Source organism: Pseudomonas sp. Emmai, assembly GCF_055179735.1.
Genome location: NZ_CM143685.1, coordinates 843,470 through 859,933, shown reverse-complemented (window position 1 = coordinate 859,933; position 16,464 = coordinate 843,470). Strand labels below are relative to the sequence as shown.

The 16,464-nt window shown below is 62.0% G+C and carries 13 protein-coding genes; all 13 read right to left on the bottom strand.

Features of this window, described 5'->3' with window-relative positions; all coding sequences use genetic code 11:
• Nucleotides 1-34 precede the first annotated feature (34 nt).
• On the bottom strand, nt 35-1,459 hold the full coding sequence (locus tag ACY4LX_RS03810) for a PIG-L deacetylase family protein (RefSeq protein ID WP_463259210.1): 1,425 nt from the start codon (nt 1,457-1,459) through the stop codon (nt 35-37).
• Nucleotides 1,460-1,467: 8 nt separating this feature from the next.
• Nucleotides 1,468-2,364 carry an antimicrobial resistance protein Mig-14 gene (locus tag ACY4LX_RS03805; RefSeq protein ID WP_463259209.1) on the bottom strand — a complete coding sequence of 299 codons (897 nt, stop codon included), beginning with the start codon at nt 2,362-2,364 and terminating at the stop codon, nt 1,468-1,470.
• The gene (locus ACY4LX_RS03800; RefSeq protein WP_149659233.1) at nt 2,364-3,494 is read right to left on the bottom strand and encodes a glycosyltransferase; all 1,131 of its coding nucleotides are present in this window, start codon (nt 3,492-3,494) and stop codon (nt 2,364-2,366) included. Before ACY4LX_RS03800 ends, ACY4LX_RS03805 begins: the two co-directional genes overlap by 1 nt.
• Nucleotides 3,478-5,235 (bottom strand): carbamoyltransferase family protein, encoded by a 1,758-nt coding sequence (locus tag ACY4LX_RS03795; protein ID WP_133837954.1) that lies wholly within the window; start codon nt 5,233-5,235, stop codon nt 3,478-3,480. The genes ACY4LX_RS03800 and ACY4LX_RS03795 overlap by 17 nt, the downstream gene beginning before the upstream one ends.
• A gap of 173 nt (nt 5,236-5,408) precedes the next feature.
• Nucleotides 5,409-5,744, bottom strand: a complete 336-nt coding sequence (locus tag ACY4LX_RS03790; RefSeq protein ID WP_178129125.1) for a YceK/YidQ family lipoprotein — start codon at nt 5,742-5,744, stop codon at nt 5,409-5,411.
• 121 nt (nt 5,745-5,865) lie between these two features.
• Complete coding sequence (locus ACY4LX_RS03785) at nt 5,866-7,317, bottom strand: lipopolysaccharide kinase InaA family protein (protein ID WP_463259208.1); 1,452 nt, start codon at nt 7,315-7,317, stop codon at nt 5,866-5,868.
• Nucleotides 7,317-8,069, bottom strand: a complete 753-nt coding sequence (locus tag ACY4LX_RS03780; RefSeq protein ID WP_463259207.1) for a lipopolysaccharide kinase InaA family protein — start codon at nt 8,067-8,069, stop codon at nt 7,317-7,319. Before ACY4LX_RS03780 ends, ACY4LX_RS03785 begins: the two co-directional genes overlap by 1 nt.
• The gene (locus tag ACY4LX_RS03775; protein ID WP_149659229.1) at nt 8,066-8,800 is read right to left on the bottom strand and encodes a lipopolysaccharide kinase InaA family protein; all 735 of its coding nucleotides are present in this window, start codon (nt 8,798-8,800) and stop codon (nt 8,066-8,068) included. The genes ACY4LX_RS03780 and ACY4LX_RS03775 overlap by 4 nt, the downstream gene beginning before the upstream one ends.
• Nucleotides 8,800-9,606, bottom strand: a complete 807-nt coding sequence (gene rfaP, locus ACY4LX_RS03770; protein ID WP_463259206.1) for a lipopolysaccharide core heptose(I) kinase RfaP — start codon at nt 9,604-9,606, stop codon at nt 8,800-8,802. The genes ACY4LX_RS03775 and rfaP overlap by 1 nt, the downstream gene beginning before the upstream one ends.
• Nucleotides 9,606-10,727 (bottom strand): glycosyltransferase family 4 protein, encoded by a 1,122-nt coding sequence (locus ACY4LX_RS03765; RefSeq protein WP_463259205.1) that lies wholly within the window; start codon nt 10,725-10,727, stop codon nt 9,606-9,608. Before ACY4LX_RS03765 ends, rfaP begins: the two co-directional genes overlap by 1 nt.
• Nucleotides 10,727-11,788 carry a lipopolysaccharide heptosyltransferase I gene (waaC, locus tag ACY4LX_RS03760; protein ID WP_149659226.1) on the bottom strand — a complete coding sequence of 354 codons (1,062 nt, stop codon included), beginning with the start codon at nt 11,786-11,788 and terminating at the stop codon, nt 10,727-10,729. The genes ACY4LX_RS03765 and waaC overlap by 1 nt, the downstream gene beginning before the upstream one ends.
• Before the next feature lies 1 nt (nt 11,789).
• Complete coding sequence (waaF, locus tag ACY4LX_RS03755; RefSeq protein WP_463259204.1) at nt 11,790-12,824, bottom strand: lipopolysaccharide heptosyltransferase II; 1,035 nt, start codon at nt 12,822-12,824, stop codon at nt 11,790-11,792.
• A 341-nt stretch (nt 12,825-13,165) separates the two neighbouring features.
• Nucleotides 13,166-16,105, bottom strand: a complete 2,940-nt coding sequence (glnE, locus tag ACY4LX_RS03750) for a bifunctional [glutamate--ammonia ligase]-adenylyl-L-tyrosine phosphorylase/[glutamate--ammonia-ligase] adenylyltransferase (RefSeq protein ID WP_463259203.1) — start codon at nt 16,103-16,105, stop codon at nt 13,166-13,168.
• Between the last annotated feature and the right edge of the window lie 359 nt (nt 16,106-16,464).

Sequence of the window (16,464 nt, the reverse complement as noted above, 5' to 3'; positions counted from 1 at the left end):
TTGACGCCATGCTAAACCGCGTCATGCTTCATTTTTACTGTGCAGATGTATCTGTATGCTTCAAAACCCACAACAATTCATGGCGTCTGACCGCTTTGCGGAAGAACTCGTTCTCGCCATAAGTCGGCGGTACCCGCCCCGCCAACAGTCGCTGTATGCAGCGGCGCAAACGTCGCTTGAACGGCATGGGCGGTTGCAGGTCATGCATCATCCCCAGCGCCATCGCCTTGTCGCGCTGTTGCTCAATGGACATCGGCAGGCAGCACGGCTGCATGGGCATGGACGAATCGAACGCCGGCGGCAGCGCGACGCCATGGCCCTCATTGCCCATCGGCCAGCGATCGTTGTAGTGCAGATGATTGGCGTAGCCGAGCAGCGTCGGCTGCCAGTCCAGGCCACGGAGCGCTTCGAGGACCGCTTCCTGGGCGCAGATATGATCGGGATGCGGATCGAGGGTCGGGTGCGGCAGCACGATCACCTCCGGACGGGCTCGCAACAGCACTTCACGCAGGTCGGCCAGCAGGTTGTTCCAGGTCGGCGCACCGTCGGCGTCACCGGGCAGGGTAAACGGGTTCAACTGGCGGAACAGGCGGGTGTCGCCCAGCTCCGCTTCCCGTGATCCCATGGGTTGCGATGGCGCCGCTTTCATGGCCGCCAGTTGCAGGCAGAAATAACCCAACTGCACGCAATGCTCTTGCGGCACGCCAGCCCAACGCGGCACGGCGATGCTGTCCCAGGCGCGCAAGCGGCCCTTGAGCCGCGCCGCTTCAACCTTGTTCAGACCCATCTGCTGATAATGTTCGGCTTCGATTTCGCCGGCGGTAAGGGTGACGATCCAGGCTTCATTGGCCTGGCTGTACAAACCGTAGGCCGCCAGTTCGGCGTCGTCGGCGTGGGGCGCGATCACCATGACCCGCTGACGGTGGTAATCCGGTTGTTCAAAGGCCCAGAGCACCGGTTCGCCGAGCAACCGGCAGAAGCGCCCGCGCAAACGCAACTGCCCTTGGGACAGCACGTGCGACTGACCCGTCAGGTTCAAGTAGCGCAGGCCATCGACGCCGCGTTCGAAGGTTTGCCGGTCCGGGTGGTTACCACCCGCCAACTCGATCACCGGGTCGATAAAACGGCCCAGCCAGGTGCTCTTGACCCGCAACGCCAGGACCAGCGTGGCGTCGTCGACCAGCATCACGCCTTCATCCAGCCGCAGATGCTCGCCCACCAGATGGACCTTGGGCCGCTGGGTGTAGGGCGGGAAGCTGTACTGGTAATCGTCTTTGGGCGAATAGAACAAATGGTCGGCAAACCACGCCTCGTGGGCGATCCAGCCCAGGACCGCCAGCACCAGCGGCAACCACCAGGCCACCAGCAGACCGATGACGATCAACAGCGCCAGCGCGATCAGCAGGCCGATGCGCTTGTTGCGACGGTGACGCTTGAGCAGTTGCTGTTTGCGACTCATGGGTTGGCTCATACGGTGAAGACCGGCACAGGATTGCACCAGCGGTCCTTGTATTCACGGTCGGCCCGACCGAAGGAAAACCGCAACGGTTTACCCAACGCGCGAGCGTGTTCCCAGGCGCTTTGGGTATTGAGGAAACTCAGCACGCTGCCGGGGCTGAACTCGCGGGTTTCCGGGTCGACGCCGCCATTGATGTACTCGACACTGATCCACTCCGGGGCTTCGACGCGATACACCAGTTGAATCGCAATCGGCGCCTCGTTGAGGAATATCACCGAGCCGATCAGCAACTCGCGCAGCAACTCGATCACCTCGGCCATGCGCGCCGCGCCGGTCGCCGGGAAGCCCCAACGCCGCTGGAACAGGTCGCAGTAAATCGCCGCCAGTTCGCTGCTGGAAAACTCGCTGACCGGCCGCACCACGCCACCCGCCTCTTCCAGCAGGCGCAATTCGCGACGCTGGTTGTAGCGAAACTTCTTCGACAGTTCTTCGGGCGTGCGGGCCATGGCCAGTTGTTCGGTCTGCAACTTGATGCCGGTGAAGCGGCCTTCGTTCAGTGCGGACAAGTAACGCCCGCGATGACGCAACGGGGCCTGGGTCTCGGCGGCGGCCGGCAGGATCAGCTCGGCGTTGCCGAGGTCGAACAGGCCTTTTTTGCCGCTGCGCTTGAGCACGTCCTTGGACAGTGCGAGGTCGCGGCCCCAGGTCGGGATCGCGGCTTTGATGTCGCCATCGTGCTCCCAGGCCAGGTAGCGCACCGGAATCTGCGCCAGCGCGGCCAGGCGCTCGACGACGATGGGATGGGTAGCGACACTGCCGCCAAAACGCTGCCAGGCATCGGCATACGTCGAGGCGTCAACCGACGCCCAGCCTCGTTCGCGCCAGCCTTGAAATCGGTTGAGCATCAGCCCCTCTGTGCCAGTTCGGTAACGTGCGGCAAATGCCAGAAAGCCTCGCGTACCGCGCGGTCGGAGAAGCGCTCACGCAAGCGGTCGAGCATCAGCTCGGCACACTGGCGACGTTGCTGCTCGTTCATCGCGGCCAAATGTTGCAACCCTTGCGCCAGGTGCTCGGCATCGCCCAGCGGGAACAGAATGCCCACGCCTTCGACCACTTCCTTCGCCCCGCCACAGGCCGTGGCGAGCAACGGTACGCCGGCGGCCATGGCTTCGAGCAGCACCATGCCGAACGGTTCGTGATCGGAACTCAGGGCAAATACATCAAAAGCGCGGAAGTAACGTCGGGCGTCGGGCACCTGGCCGAGGAACAGCACGCGATCGCCGATCCCGAGTTCACGGGCCAGGTCCTTGAGGTTTTGCTCCAGGCGACCGGAACCGAGAATCACCAGTTGGCTATTGCCCGGCAAACCCGGCAACGCTGCGGCAAAACCGTGGAGCAGCGTGGCCTGATCCTTGTCCGGGTGCAGCCGCCCGACGTTGCCGACCACCCAGGCGTCCGCCGCCAGACCTAGGGTTTCCCGGGCCTCGCGAGTCGACACCTGAGTGACCTGCAACGCCTGCACGTCGATACGGTTGTACAGCGTCTGAATCCGCGCCGCCGGCCATTTCGGCAGGCACTGGCGCATGTCGTCGCGCACCGCATCGGACACGCCGAGCAGGCTCAAGCGCTTGCGGAAGATGTGCGCGAACAGTTTGCGCGTACCGCGTTTGTAATCGCCAAACGCGTGGTGCACGCCAATCACCGGCAACGAGGTGCCGAGCAAGGCGATGTAGATCGGCTTGAAGCGATGGGCGATGCAGAAACTGAAGTTGCGCGAGGCGGCGATCTTGCGCAGATCGCCGATGGCGCCCAGCTTCAGGCCGCGAATGGCCTTGGAGCTGTATTCCATGAACAGCACTTCGTCGGAAGCGCAGCCCGCGGCGACTTCGCTATCGGCGGCCCCGGTCAAGAAGACCGTGGTCACCCGATAGCCAGTCCCCGCGAACAGGCTGGCGTATTGCCGGGCGCAGTCCAGGAACGGCCCGTCATAGCCGTGGCAGAACTGCAGCACATGGCGTTCAGCCGAGCGTGTCATAAGCGTCCGCGCCTTCTTTGACCACCAGAATGTCTTCCATGATCAGGTATTGCAGGTCGGAGCCGAAGAACATGTTCAGGGCGTCGGTCGGCGAGCAGATCATTGCCTCGCCACGACGGTTGAGCGAGGTGTTCAGCGACACGCCGTTGCCGGTCAGCACTTCCAGCGCTTTCATCATGTCGTAGTAGCGCGGGTTGTATTCGCGCTTGAGCACCTGGGCCCGGGACGTGCCGTCTTCGTGGACGACTTCCGGCACGCGGGTCTTCCACTCCTCCGCCACTTCAAAGGTGAAGGTCATGAACGGCGCCGGGTGATCGACCTTGATCATCTGCGGGGCCACGGTGTCGAGCATCGACGGGCAGAAAGGCCTCCAGCGCTCGCGGAACTTGATCTGGTGGTTGATACGGTCAGCCACGCCGGTGGCACTCGGGCAACCAATGATCGAACGACCGCCCAAGGCACGCGGACCGAACTCCATGCGTCCCTGGAACCAGGCCACCGGGTTGCCGTCGACCATGATCTTGGCGATGTTTTCCGGCATGTTCTCGATCTTGCGCCAGGCCGGCTTGCTCGGGTGACGGGCGCACGCGGCGATCACGTCTTCGTTGCTGTAGGACGGGCCGAGGTAGACGTGTTCCATCTTCTCGACCGGTACGCCACGGGCGTGGGACACATAGGCCGCTGCACCCACCGCCGTACCGGCGTCACCCGACGCAGGCTGCACGAACAGTTCCTTGACGTCGTCGCGGGCGATGATTTTCTGGTTCAGCTTGACGTTCAACGCACAGCCACCAGCGAAGGCCAGCTTGCCGGTTTCCTTGAGCACGTCGCCCAGGTAGTGGTCGATCATCTGCAGCGAGATCTTTTCGAACAGCGCTTGCATGCTGGCGGCGTAGTGGATGTACGGCTCGTCGGCGATGTCGCCTTCGCGCTTGGGACCCAGCCACTCGATCAGCTTCGGCGAGAAGTAGAAGCCTTTGCCCTTCTCTTTATAACGACGCAGGCCGATGACGTTGGCGTAGTCGGTGTTGATCACCAGTTCGCCGTTTTCAAACGACGCCAGGCGCGAGAAATCGTATTTGCTGGCGTCACCGTACGGCGCCATGCCCATGACCTTGAACTCGCCGTCGAGCATCTCGAAACCGAGGAACTCGGTGATCGCGCCATACAGGCCGCCGAGGGAGTCCGGATCGAAGAATTCCTTGATCTTGTGGATCTTGCCGTTTTCGCCATAACCGAAGAAGGTCGTGGCGTACTCACCCTTGCCGTCGATCCCCAGGATCGCGGTTTTCTCTTTGAAACCGGAGCAGTGGTAAGCGCTGGAGGCGTGGGCCAGGTGGTGCTCGACCGGCTCGATCTTGATTTTCTTCGGGTCGAAGCCCAGTTGTTCAAGGCAGAACACGATCTTGTTGCGATAGCGCTTGTAGCGACGGTTGCCCATCAGGATCGCGTCGAGGGCGCGGTCCGGGGCGTACCAGTAACGCTTGGCATAGTGCCAGCGCGCCTTGCCGAACAGGCTGATCGGGGCGAACGGGATCGCTACCACGTCAACGTCGGACGGCTTGATGCCTGCCTGTTCGAGGCAGAACTTCGCCGATTCGTAGGGCATGCGGTTCTTTGCATGTTTATCGCGTACGAAGCGCTCTTCCTCAGCCGCCGCGACCAGCTTGCCGTCGATGTACAAGGCTGCGGAAGGATCATGGCTAAGGGCGCCGGACAGGCCAAGAATCGTCAATGCCACAGGGGTCTAGCCTCTTTAGTCTGCATTCAGGCGACAAGCGCCTCAAAAATTAATGTGCCCTCGCAAGGGGCGAGAGACAGCTAAAGGGCGGGATTATAGCGTAAACATGGCGGGAATGACCCTGCGGTTATCAGCCGCTGAAGAAGGACCAGGCCAAAGCCTGCCGTCAGTGGTTACCCACGCCCCGCCCGCCAATAAATCGCGATATTGCCGTCGGTGCCCTGCCGATAGATCGTGTACGGCAAGACCACCGTGTCCAAGGCCCCCGACAGCCCCAAATCCAGCAACACCAGCGGCACCAGAACCCCGGTGGGGTCGGGCGGTGCGTTCAGTACGCAGAAGTCATAGGCCAGGCCGCTGTAGACGCGGGGGATGGATTGGCAATAGGTCTTTTGTTTCCTGAGGCCGCGAGCGGCGTCGGCGTCGTCTTGCAGCACCGTCAGCGCGGTGCCGCAGCCGGATAAGGTCAGTGAACATGCGCCCAGTACAACCGCCATTTTCTTCATCAAAATCTGCCTGTCGAAATCGTCAGGCAAACTAGCATCGGGGTTGTTCAGGGCACAGTTCATGGGGTCTGTGGATCATGTAGGACAGTTCTTAAGAACTTGTCCTCCGATGACGGATCGGGATTCAGACCGGGCTGGAGATGTCCTTCGGCAATCGTTGATCAATCACCTGATACAGCGCGCTGCTCTCAGGCCAGTTGCGCATGAATCGCGCCCGATCCCGCGCATACGCCGGGGCGAAGCTGCCCGCCGAGCCGTGCTGACACATCGAATCCAGATCGATCAGCGCCCAACGATCCTGCTGCCAGAACAGGTTGTGACCCTTGAAATCGCCATGGCTGATCCGCTCGCGAATCAGTTCGGCGAACAGATGATCCAGCGCCAGCAGTTCATTTTCCGGCGCAGCACCACTCTCAACATACGGCGCAAAGCGCTCGATGATGTCCGGCCCCGACAGGTACTCGGTCACCAGATAAGCCCGGCTGCGCAGCCAGAGAAAACGCTTCTCCAGCACCGCCAATGGCTTCGGCGTGGCGATACCCAGGAACGCCAGGCGATTGCCTTCGCGCCAGGAATGCCAGGCGCGACTCGGGCGCCAGAAGCGTTTGAGCCAATGGGCAAAGCCCTTGATGTTGTAGCGTTTGATCACCAGCGTGCGCCCGCCCGCCTCGACCTTGCCGACGCTCGCCGCGCCGCCGGTCTTGTACAAGTGGCCCTGATCGAGCAAGGCATCGGCCTGCTCCAGCACCGGCACCATCGCGGCTTCTTCCTCGCGACGAATCGCCCGCAAGCCGAAGGCCCCGCGCTGGACGCTGAACAGCGTGCATTCGCGGCCACACTTGATCAGGAAGTCTTTCAAGCGCCAGCGCCGAACCTTGTCGATCTGCTTCTGCAAGGCTTCCATCGGCAACGCGTGCTCGCCGTTGCTCAACAGGTAATACACCAGCAGTTCTTCGGTGAACGGTTCCAGCGACTTGGGCAACTGGGCGAAAAACACCCCGAGGTTTTCCAGGACTTTCTGTCGCGACAGCGGCTGGCCAGGGGTTTCGGCGCAGACGCCGCCGCCATCGATCAGGTACAACCGACCGCGCTGACGCAGCAGGTTGTCCAGATGCAAGTCTTCCTGCCACAGGCCTTTGCGATGCATTTGACCAATGGCGCCCAACGCCTCGGCCAGCACGGCACCTTGCATGTCTGCCAGCACTGGCTGGTGTTCAACTTTTTTCCAGGTCTCGCCCAGGCTCTCGGCGCCTTCGATGAACTCGAACAGCAGCCAGCCGCCCTCGCCATCCTTCAGCCCATCCGCCAACAACTGCGGCGTCGTCAGGCCCTGATCGGCGAGCAAACGCACGCCATCGCGCTCACGCTGGAAATGCCGCGCCGCTTTGCTGCCGACCAGCAATTTGGCCAGCACCGGCCGACCGCGCCAGACGCCCGCGCCCACATAACGCTGCCCCGGCAACACCCGCAGCAGGCTCAACAGTTGCAACTCGGCAGGCCCGGCGGCATCGGCCAATGGAATGTTCAACGGCAGGCTCGGGCTGCGGCCGGCGTTTTTCAGGTCGGACAAACGCATCAACGCGTCTCCTTGTGACTGCGCCGCGCGGTGAGTCGTGAAACCCAGGTGTCTACCAGCGAACTGGCTGGCGACTGATCCACATAGCTGGCCAACATCTCGCGCAGCTGGCTTTCGGTCCATTCCGGCGCCCGACGCAGCAACGGTTCCAGATCCTTGATCCGGTCACGCTGGCCGAACAGCAAGGGCCGGGTCTTTTCCAGGTCGATCAATTGCGCCTGGTAACCGTCGCCGGTGGCCCGCAGGAAAATGTGTTTGGGGTAGAAGCAACCGTGGACCTGTCGCACGCCATGCAGGCGCCGCGCCAGTTGCCCACAGGCGTGCAGAATCGCCGAGTGCTGCGCCTGGCTCAGGTCCGACCAGCGCTGCAACAGCGAATCCAGGTCATCCCAGCCATCCAGGGCACGGGTCAGCAGAATCGCCCGGACTTCGCCGTCGACCTTGCGCTCACCGAAGAACGCCGCTTGCAGCGCCGGGATGCCCATCTTTTGATAGCGGGTGATGTTACGAAACTCGCGAGCAAAACTCGGTTCGCCGAACGGTGCATGCAAGGTCCGCGTCAGGTAGTTGCTCTGGCGCTTGAGGTAAAAGCCCTGACCTTCCAGGTCCAGCCGAAACACACTGCTCCAGCCGCCACCCGCGGTGTTGGGTTCATCCACCGCGTCGAGCTGCTTGGCCCAGAGGGCGTCGAAGGTGCTGAGACCATGGCGCTCAAGCAGCGCCTGGTCTTCAGCGGCCAGAAAATCAGTCATTCGCGTCCCTCGAAGAATCTCACCACGTGCCGGATGCGTTTTTTGTCGGCCGCGTTGAGCCGGGTCCGTCCGCGATATTGCAGGTAAAAGCGCAGGCGCTGGGTAGCGGACAGGTGATACTTGGCCACCTTGTCGAGACAGGCCAGGTCCTTGGTGATGCGGTACTTGAGCCAGAAGCCGCGCCAGAAATCGCCGTTGGGGCAATCGATCAGGAACAGTTTGGCTTCGTCATCGATCAGCAGGTTGCGCCACTTCAAATCGTTATGAGTGAAGCGATTGTCGTGCATGGTCCGGGTGTAACCCGCCAACTGCCGACTGACACCGTCGACCCAGGCGCGATCCGCCAGTTTCGGGTCATGCCGGTCAGCCAGCGCCGACAAGTCTTCGGTGTGCGGCAACTCGCGGGTGATCATCGCCCCACGGTCGTACGCCGCACCACGACGTTCCAGGCCCCAGGCCACCACTTCGGCGGTGGGGATGCCCCACTTGGCGAAGCGCTTGAGATTCTGCCATTCGGCTTTCACTCGTGGCTTGCCCAGGTAACGACGCAGGCCTTTGCCAGCGCCGACGTAGCGCTTGACGTAATAATTGACGCCGTTGCGCTCGACTCGAATCACCTCGGACAACGGGTCGCGCGTCAGGCGCTCGCCCTGAAGCGCGAAGACCGCCTCAAGACTGCCAAAATCTTCCGCCAGATCGCTGTAAGCAGGTTCCAGTCTCCAACCCGGCATCAGAGCGCATCCCCGTATCGCAGTTTACGGTCGTAAAGCTTGTTGGCCTTGCCTTCGAGCCAGGCAAGCAGCGCCGCTTCCTCGGCCAGGATCTGGCGCAATGGCTGCTGGAAGTAGCCCTTGAGGAAACGCAATTTGTCGCGCTGGGTCAGGCCGATGTCCAGGGCCGAAAAGTACAGCGCCGCCAGGTCCTTGTTGCGCCAGCGCTGGGTAATCGCCGGGCGGGTCTGGGCGCGGTGCAGGTCGATCACCGAGAGCTTGAAGTCGTCGGCCGTCACCGGTTTGTCGGTGTGCAGCAGGAAGTGGCAGATGTAGCAGTCGCGATGGTTGACCCCGGCGCGGTGCATCATGCCGGTCATGCGCGCGACTTCGGCGATCAGTGCGCGCTTGAGTTTCGGCTCAGGCGGACTCTTGACCCAATCGATGCTGAAATCTTCGAGGCTGACGGTCGGCGCCAATTCTTCGGTGACGATGAACGAGTGCTGGTCCGCCGGGTTGCTGCCCTTCTCGCCGTACGCCACAGCGGTCATGGTCGGCACGCCGACGTCTTGCAGGCGCTGGATGGCTTTCCATTCCTGGCCCGCGCCGAGTACCGGCAGCTTGGCGGTGAGCAGGTTCTTGAAGATCTCGCCCCAGCCGATGCCACGGTGGATTTTCACGAAAAACCCGTTGCCGTTCACTTCAGTGCGCAGGGTCCGGCGCGCTTCAAGCTCGCGGTACACCTCGCCCTGCAAGCCCTCGACTTCGGCGAACGGGTCACGTCCGGCCCACAGGCTTTTGAACGGTTCAGCCAGCATCAACTTCATTAAGCGTGCTCCGCCAGAATCACATCGGCCGCGTGTTGCGGCATGCTGTAGAGGTCGGCCGTCTCGGCGAAGGCCAGACCGTTGCGGCTCCAGGCCGCCCGTGCTTGAGCGTCATTCAACATACCGGTCAGGTACTGCGTGAGTTGCGCCTGCTCGAAGGGGTCGTCCAGCACCAGGCCGGCGTCGGCCTCAGCGATGTAATGGGCGTAACCGCAGACCGCGCTGACCAGCACCGGCAACCCGGCGACCAGCGCTTCAAGCAGCACCGTGCCGGTGTTTTCGTTGTACGCCGGATGGATCAACAGGTCGGCGCCCAACAGGAAACGCGGGATATCGCTGCGACCCTTGAGGAACGTCACGTTGTCGCCGAGCCCCAGTGTGGCGCTCTGCATCTGGAACAATTTGGGGTCATCCTGGCCAATTACAAACAGCCGGGTGCGTTTCTTCAGATCAGCGGGCAACGCCGCCAATGACTTGAGGCTGCGATCCACACCCTTGGTCTTGAACCCGGAGCCGATCTGCACCAGCAGCAAATCGTCATCCTTGAGGTTGAACTCGCGACGGAATTCGGCGCGAATCTCAGCCGCATTCGCTGGCGCGCGACGGTCCTGGGAAATGCCCGGTGGCAGCAGATGGAAGCGTTCCAGCGGCGTGTCGTAATGCTTGATAAACAGCGGCTGCTGCACTTCGGAAATCATCAGCACTTCGGTCTTGGCGTCCTTGGCAAACACCGCGCGCTCGTATTCGGCGAAGTGCCGGTAGCGGCCCCAGCGCCGGTACAGCGAGTTGCGCAGGTTCTGCGCCTTGTCTTCGAAGCAGCCGTCGGCGGCGTAGTAGACGTCCAGGCCCGGCATCTTGTTGAAACCGATCAGGCGATCCACCGGACGCTTGGCAAGGTCGGCCTCCATCCATTCACTGAGTTTTTCGTTGCGTCGATGATTGAAGAACGCCTTGACCGGCGCCACCAGCACTTCAAAACCCGGCGGCACGTCGCCTTCCCAGATCAGCGTGTAGACGCGAATCTGATGCCCGCGCTGCTGACATTCCAGGGCGATGCGCATGAAATCGCGCTGCAAACCGCCAAACGGGAAATATTTATAAAGGACAAAAGCCAATTGCATCAGCGCAGCTCCTCAGCCAGTAACAACGTGCTCAGTCGGCTGGCGACACGCTGGGGATTCAGACGCGTGAAGCACAGAGGCCACTCGCGTTTCAGGTCGAACTGACGGGCGTCTTCGGCCGTCGGTTGATAGGTGCATTTCTTTTGCAGGCACGGCGCGCAGGGGAAGTCGCTGGCGATGTGAATCTGCGCCTTGCCATAGGCGCCGGTCAGGCCCGGGTTGGTCGGGCCGAACAGCGACAGGGTCGGCACGTCCAGCGCGGCGGCCAAGTGACCGAGGCCAGTGTCCACGGCCACGCACGCTTGCGCGCCGGCCAAAACCTTGCCGACACCGGCCAGGTTCAATTTGGGCAGCACTTCGACATGGCGGAAACCGGCGGCGATGCGCTCGGCGCGGGCCTTCTCGATCGGATTGCCCCACGGCAGCTTCACCGCCACGCCGAGGTGACCGACACGCTCGGCCAACTCGCGCCAGTAGGCTTCGGGCCAGTGCTTGGTGTCCCACGTGGTGCCGTGCAGGAACAGCACGTACGGATTCTTGCGCGGCAGTTCCACCAGGCGCTCGACGCTCAGGCCGTAATCGCCCAGGCCCTTGGGCAAGTCGTAGCCCAGAGCCAACGCAAACAATTGACGAACTCGCTCGACCGCGTGCTGACCACGGCCCACGGACAAACGTCGGGAGTAGAAACGCGCAGCCATCGGTTCGCGGGCCGAATCCTTGTCCAGCCCGGCCACCGGTGCCTTGACGTAGCGCGTCAGCCAGGCGCTTTTCAGCAGGCCCTGGGCGTCGATCACCAAATCGTATTTAGTGGCGCGAACGCTTTGTTTGAAGCGTTTCCACTCGCCGCTCTTGATGGTCTGCCAGATGTTTTTGCGCCAGCGCCGGATCGCCACCGGGATCACCTTGCCCACAGCCGGGTGCCAGGTCGGAATCTCGGCGAAGCCTTCTTCCACCACCCAGTCGAATGTGATGCCGGGGATCGCCCGCGCCGCGTCGGTCAACGCTGGCAACGCGTGAATCACGTCGCCCAGCGATGAAGTCTTGATCAACAGTACCCGCAAACTAATTGACCTCGACCACAGTGCCCTGCAACCGCTGCAAGGCTTCATTAACCGGTTGCGGCTCCAACTGACGCAGGCAGTTGTAATGGCCGAAGCGGCAGGTGCGATCAAAGCACGGGCTGCATTCGAGGCCCAGGCGCACGATCTCGACGTGCTCGGCCAGCGGCGGCGTGAAGCCCGGCGAGGTCGAGCCGTAGACCGCCACCAGCGGACGGTTCAGCGCAGCGGCGACGTGCATCAGGCCGGAGTCGTTGGACACCACGGCATCGGCGCAGGACATCAGGTCGATGGCCTCGGCCAGGGACGTGCCGCCGCTGAGGTTCACCGACTCTTCACGCAAACCGGGAATCAGCCGCGCGCGGATGTCTTCGCCCACCGCGTGATCGTTTTTCGAGCCGAACAGCCAGACTTGCCAGCCTTCGCGGATCTTGGTTTCGGCGACCTTGGCGTAGTGCTCGGACGGCCAGCGCTTGGACTCGCCAAACTCGGCGCCAGGGCACAGGGCCAACACCGGACGGTCCAGCGCGAGGCCGAACTTGGCCAACGCGGCTTCGCGGGTGACCGGGTCGATTTGCAGGCTCGGCCGTGGATACGGTTGCGGCAGCTCAGCGCCACGCTCGTAGGCCAGGGCCATGAAGCGCTCGATCATCAACGGGTAGCGTTCTTTATCCAGGGTGCGCACGTCATTGAGCAGGCCGTAGCGGAATTCGCCACGCCAGCCGGTGCGTTTCGGGATGCCGGCGAAGAACGGCACCAGCGCCGACTTCAGGGAATTGGGCAGCAGGATCGCCTGGTCGTACTGGCCGGCCAGGGATTTGCCGATGCGCCGACGGGTCGCCAGCTCAAGGGCGCCGTGGCCGAGCGGGAAGCTCAAGGCCTGACGCACTTCGGGCATACGCTCAAGGATCGGCCGGCTCCACTCGGGGGCCAGCACGTCGATTTCGCACTGCGGGTGGCGTTGCTTGAGACACTGAAACAGTGTCTGCGCCATCACCATGTCACCGACCCAACTGGGCCCAACGATCAGAATTTTCATGTGGTTTCCAAAAACGAACCGGGGAGGCATACGCCTCCCCGCCTCGAGAATCCAGCACCTGCAGCCTTGGCCGGCAGGTCATTTGGACGAGCCGGTTGGGGCTCGTCGGATCAATTTCATGCATATTCGAGTCAATTTATACACATTGTATTTATGACATCTGTGTCAATTTACATAAATCTCGTGGCGAGGGAGCTTGCTCCCGCTGGGTTGCGAAGCAGACCCAAAACCTGCCACTGCATTTTCATCTGACGGACCGCGCAATCTGATTTGGGAGCGCTTCGCACTCTAACGGGGGCAAGCCCCCTCGCCACAAAAGCCAGCCACACTCCAAGTCAGCTTCAGCTTAGCCCCAGCTCACGCCAGATCCGCGACACTTGCCGCCGTTCGTCCACGAACTGGTCGCCTGGAATCACCCCGGGATCCTTCTGCAAGGCCTGTCGGTGCGCGGCGGAGCGGTAGGCTTTATAGGCCTCGCGCAGCAGGCTCGCGTCTTCGACGGGCATCAGTCCTGCCTTTTCCAACTCTTCCAGAATGCGGATGTTGTCGGTCCAGCGCAGCAATGACGGGTGCTGTTCGGACCACGCCAGGGCCGCGTATTGCACCATAAATTCAATATCGACGATACCTCCGGCGTCCTGCTTGAGATCGAACGGCGCCGTGGCCTCGAAGGCATTTGCCCCGGTGCCGGCGGCGGTGCTCTTGCTGCCGAGGTTATCGCGCATCTTGGCGCGCATCTCGCTGACCTCCTGGCGCAAGGTCGGCAGATCCCGGGCCTTGCCCAGAATCGCCGCCCGAACCTTCTCGAACGCCTGGCCGACTTCCTGGCTGCCCACCAACACCCGCGCCCGTACCAGCGCCTGATGTTCCCAGGTCCAGGCCTCGTTTTCCTGATACCGGGCAAACGCCCCGAGGGAACTCACCAGCAACCCCGACGCACCGGACGGTCGCAAACGCATGTCCACTTCGTACAACTGACCGGAGTTGGTCTGCGCCGTGAGCAAGTGAATAATCCGCTGCCCCAGCCGCGTAAAGAACTGCGCGCCATCAATCGGCTTGGCCCCGTCGGTTTCCGCTTGCGGATCGCCATCGTGGATAAACACCAGGTCCAGGTCCGAACCATGCCCCAATTCCAGGCCGCCGACCTTCCCATAACCGACAATCACGAAGCCGGGATCGCACAAGGTGCCATCGGTGCGCAGCGGCGTGCCGTATTTGGCCACGGTTTGACGCCAGGCCAGGGCCAGCACTTGTTCGAGGATCGCTTCGGCGAGCCAGGTCAGGTAATCGCTGACTTTCATCAACGGCAGGCTGCCGGCGATTTCCGAGGCGGCAACACGCAAGCGGTGCGCCAGTTTGAAATGGCGCAGGGCTTCCATCTGCTGTTCGAGGTCGTCCTCGGGGATCCGCGTCAGGCGCTCGCGCAATTCGGCGGCCAGTTCCGGCGCCAGCGGCGGCTTGAACAGGCGGCCTTCGTTGAGCAACTCATCGAGCAACAACGGGAAACGGGTGATCTGCTCGGCAATCCATGGACTCGCGGCGCACAGGGTCAGCAAGCGCCGCAGCGCGCTGGGGTTTTCCGTGAGCAACACTAAATAAGCCGAACGCCGAGCCACGGCTTCCACCAAGGGCAGCACCCGTTCCAGCACCAGGTCTGGATTGGCGTGTTCCACCGCCTGGGCCAGCAACCGTGGGATAAAGGCATCGAGGCGTTCGCGCCCCAAACGCTGCATGGCGCGCAACTGCGGACTGCCGCGCAGGCTGGCCAAGGTTTTCAGGGCCTTGGAAGCATCCGCAAAGCCGCCCTGCTCCAATTGCCGGCACGCGGCCTCTTCGTCCTGGGATTCTTCCCACAACGGCAGCCATTCACCACCGACCACCACTTCGGCCTCAGTGCCTTCCTCTTCATCGGGATCGGCAATCACCTGAGCGAAGTGCCAAGCCACGCGACCGCGCCAATACATCAGCCGCTCGTGGAACGCATCCCAATCGGCAAAGCCGAGCATGTAAGCAATCCGCGCCTGATCCTGTGCACCGTCCGGCAGCATCTGGGTCTGGCGATCGGCAATCGCCTGGATCGCGTGTTCGGTGTAACGCAGGAATTCATACCCGTTGCGCAGCTCGGCGATCACCGGTGCCGGCAGATAACCCTGACCTTCCAGGGTGCTCAAGACTTTTAATAGCGGACGTTGTTGCAGGCTCAGGTCGCGACCGCCGTGGATCAGCTGGAACGCCTGGGCGATGAACTCGACTTCACGAATGCCGCCGGAGCCGAGCTTGATGTTGTCGGCCATGCCTTTGCGCCGCACTTCCTGCTGGATCAGCTGCTTCATGGTGCGCAGCGCTTCGATGGCGGAGAAGTCCAGGTAACGCCGGTAAACGAACGGGCGCAGCATTTCCTGCAATTGCGCGCCGGCCACTTGATCGCCGGCCACCACCCGCGACTTGATCATCGCGTAGCGTTCCCAGTCGCGGCCCTGATCCTGGTAATACTGCTCCAGCGCGTTGAAGCTCAAGACCAGTGCACCGGCGGAACCGTAAGGGCGCAGGCGCATGTCGACGCGGAACACGAAACCATCGACGGTCATCGGGTCCAACGCCTTGATCAGGCGCTGGCCCAGGCGAATGAAAAACTCCTGGTTATCCAGCGAGCGCTTCACGCCCACGGTTTCGCCGCCCTCGGGGTAGGCGAAGATCAGGTCGATGTCGGAGGACAGGTTCAGCTCCACGGCGCCGAGCTTGCCCATGCCGAGGATGACCATTTGCTGCGGCTCGCCGCTGCGCCGGCCGGTGGGCACGCCGAATTGCTGGCAATGCCGCGCGTACAACCACTGATAGGCCTGATCGATGCTCGCATCGGCCATGTCCGAGAGGTCGCGGCAGGTCTGGACCAGATCGGCCTGGCGGGTCAGGTCGCGCCAGATGATCCGCACTTGCTGGCGGGTGCGCTGGCGGCGCAGGACCCGACCGAGTTCATCTTCGCTTTCCGCCGCATTCACCGCCGCCGCAATCTGCGCGCACAGTTCGCCGGGGGCAAAAGCGCGATCCAGTTCACCGGACTGCACCAGCGCGAGCAACATCAAAGGGTCACGAACGCTCTGTTCAATCACGAAGTCGCTGGCGGCGCTGACGCGGGCCAATTGCGCCCAGCGCTCTGGCGTCCAGGTCGACAGACCATGATCGTCTTCTAATAAGGCAACGGCCGCACGGAACGACTGCTCGGCACGGGTGACCAACGGCTCAAGAATGGCGGGCAGTTCGGCAAGCGAAGGCAGGGTCATGGTCTATCCTTGATCGGCGTGTGAAGGGCTGCATGTAGTGATTCTTGAAAACACGCTACGTGACCGACTGTCGAACAAAGGTTAGTAATAGCTGAAATTTCTTTTATTTTGGCAGCCAACATCAAGCTTTCACCTTTTCTGGTTGGCAAAAGACCAACCTTAACGATTATTCTCACAACGCAGCCGGAGGCCACAAGCCATTCATCTGTAGTTTTACTACTCGTCTATACATTCGAAAGGCTGAAATGCCCGTTGATTTGTAGTAAAACTACACGCCGCCGGAACAACCTCTCGGCAATCCAAGAATTTATATCGTCTGCCCACAAGGCCAGTCGCAAACTCAGGCAACCGATTCTGGA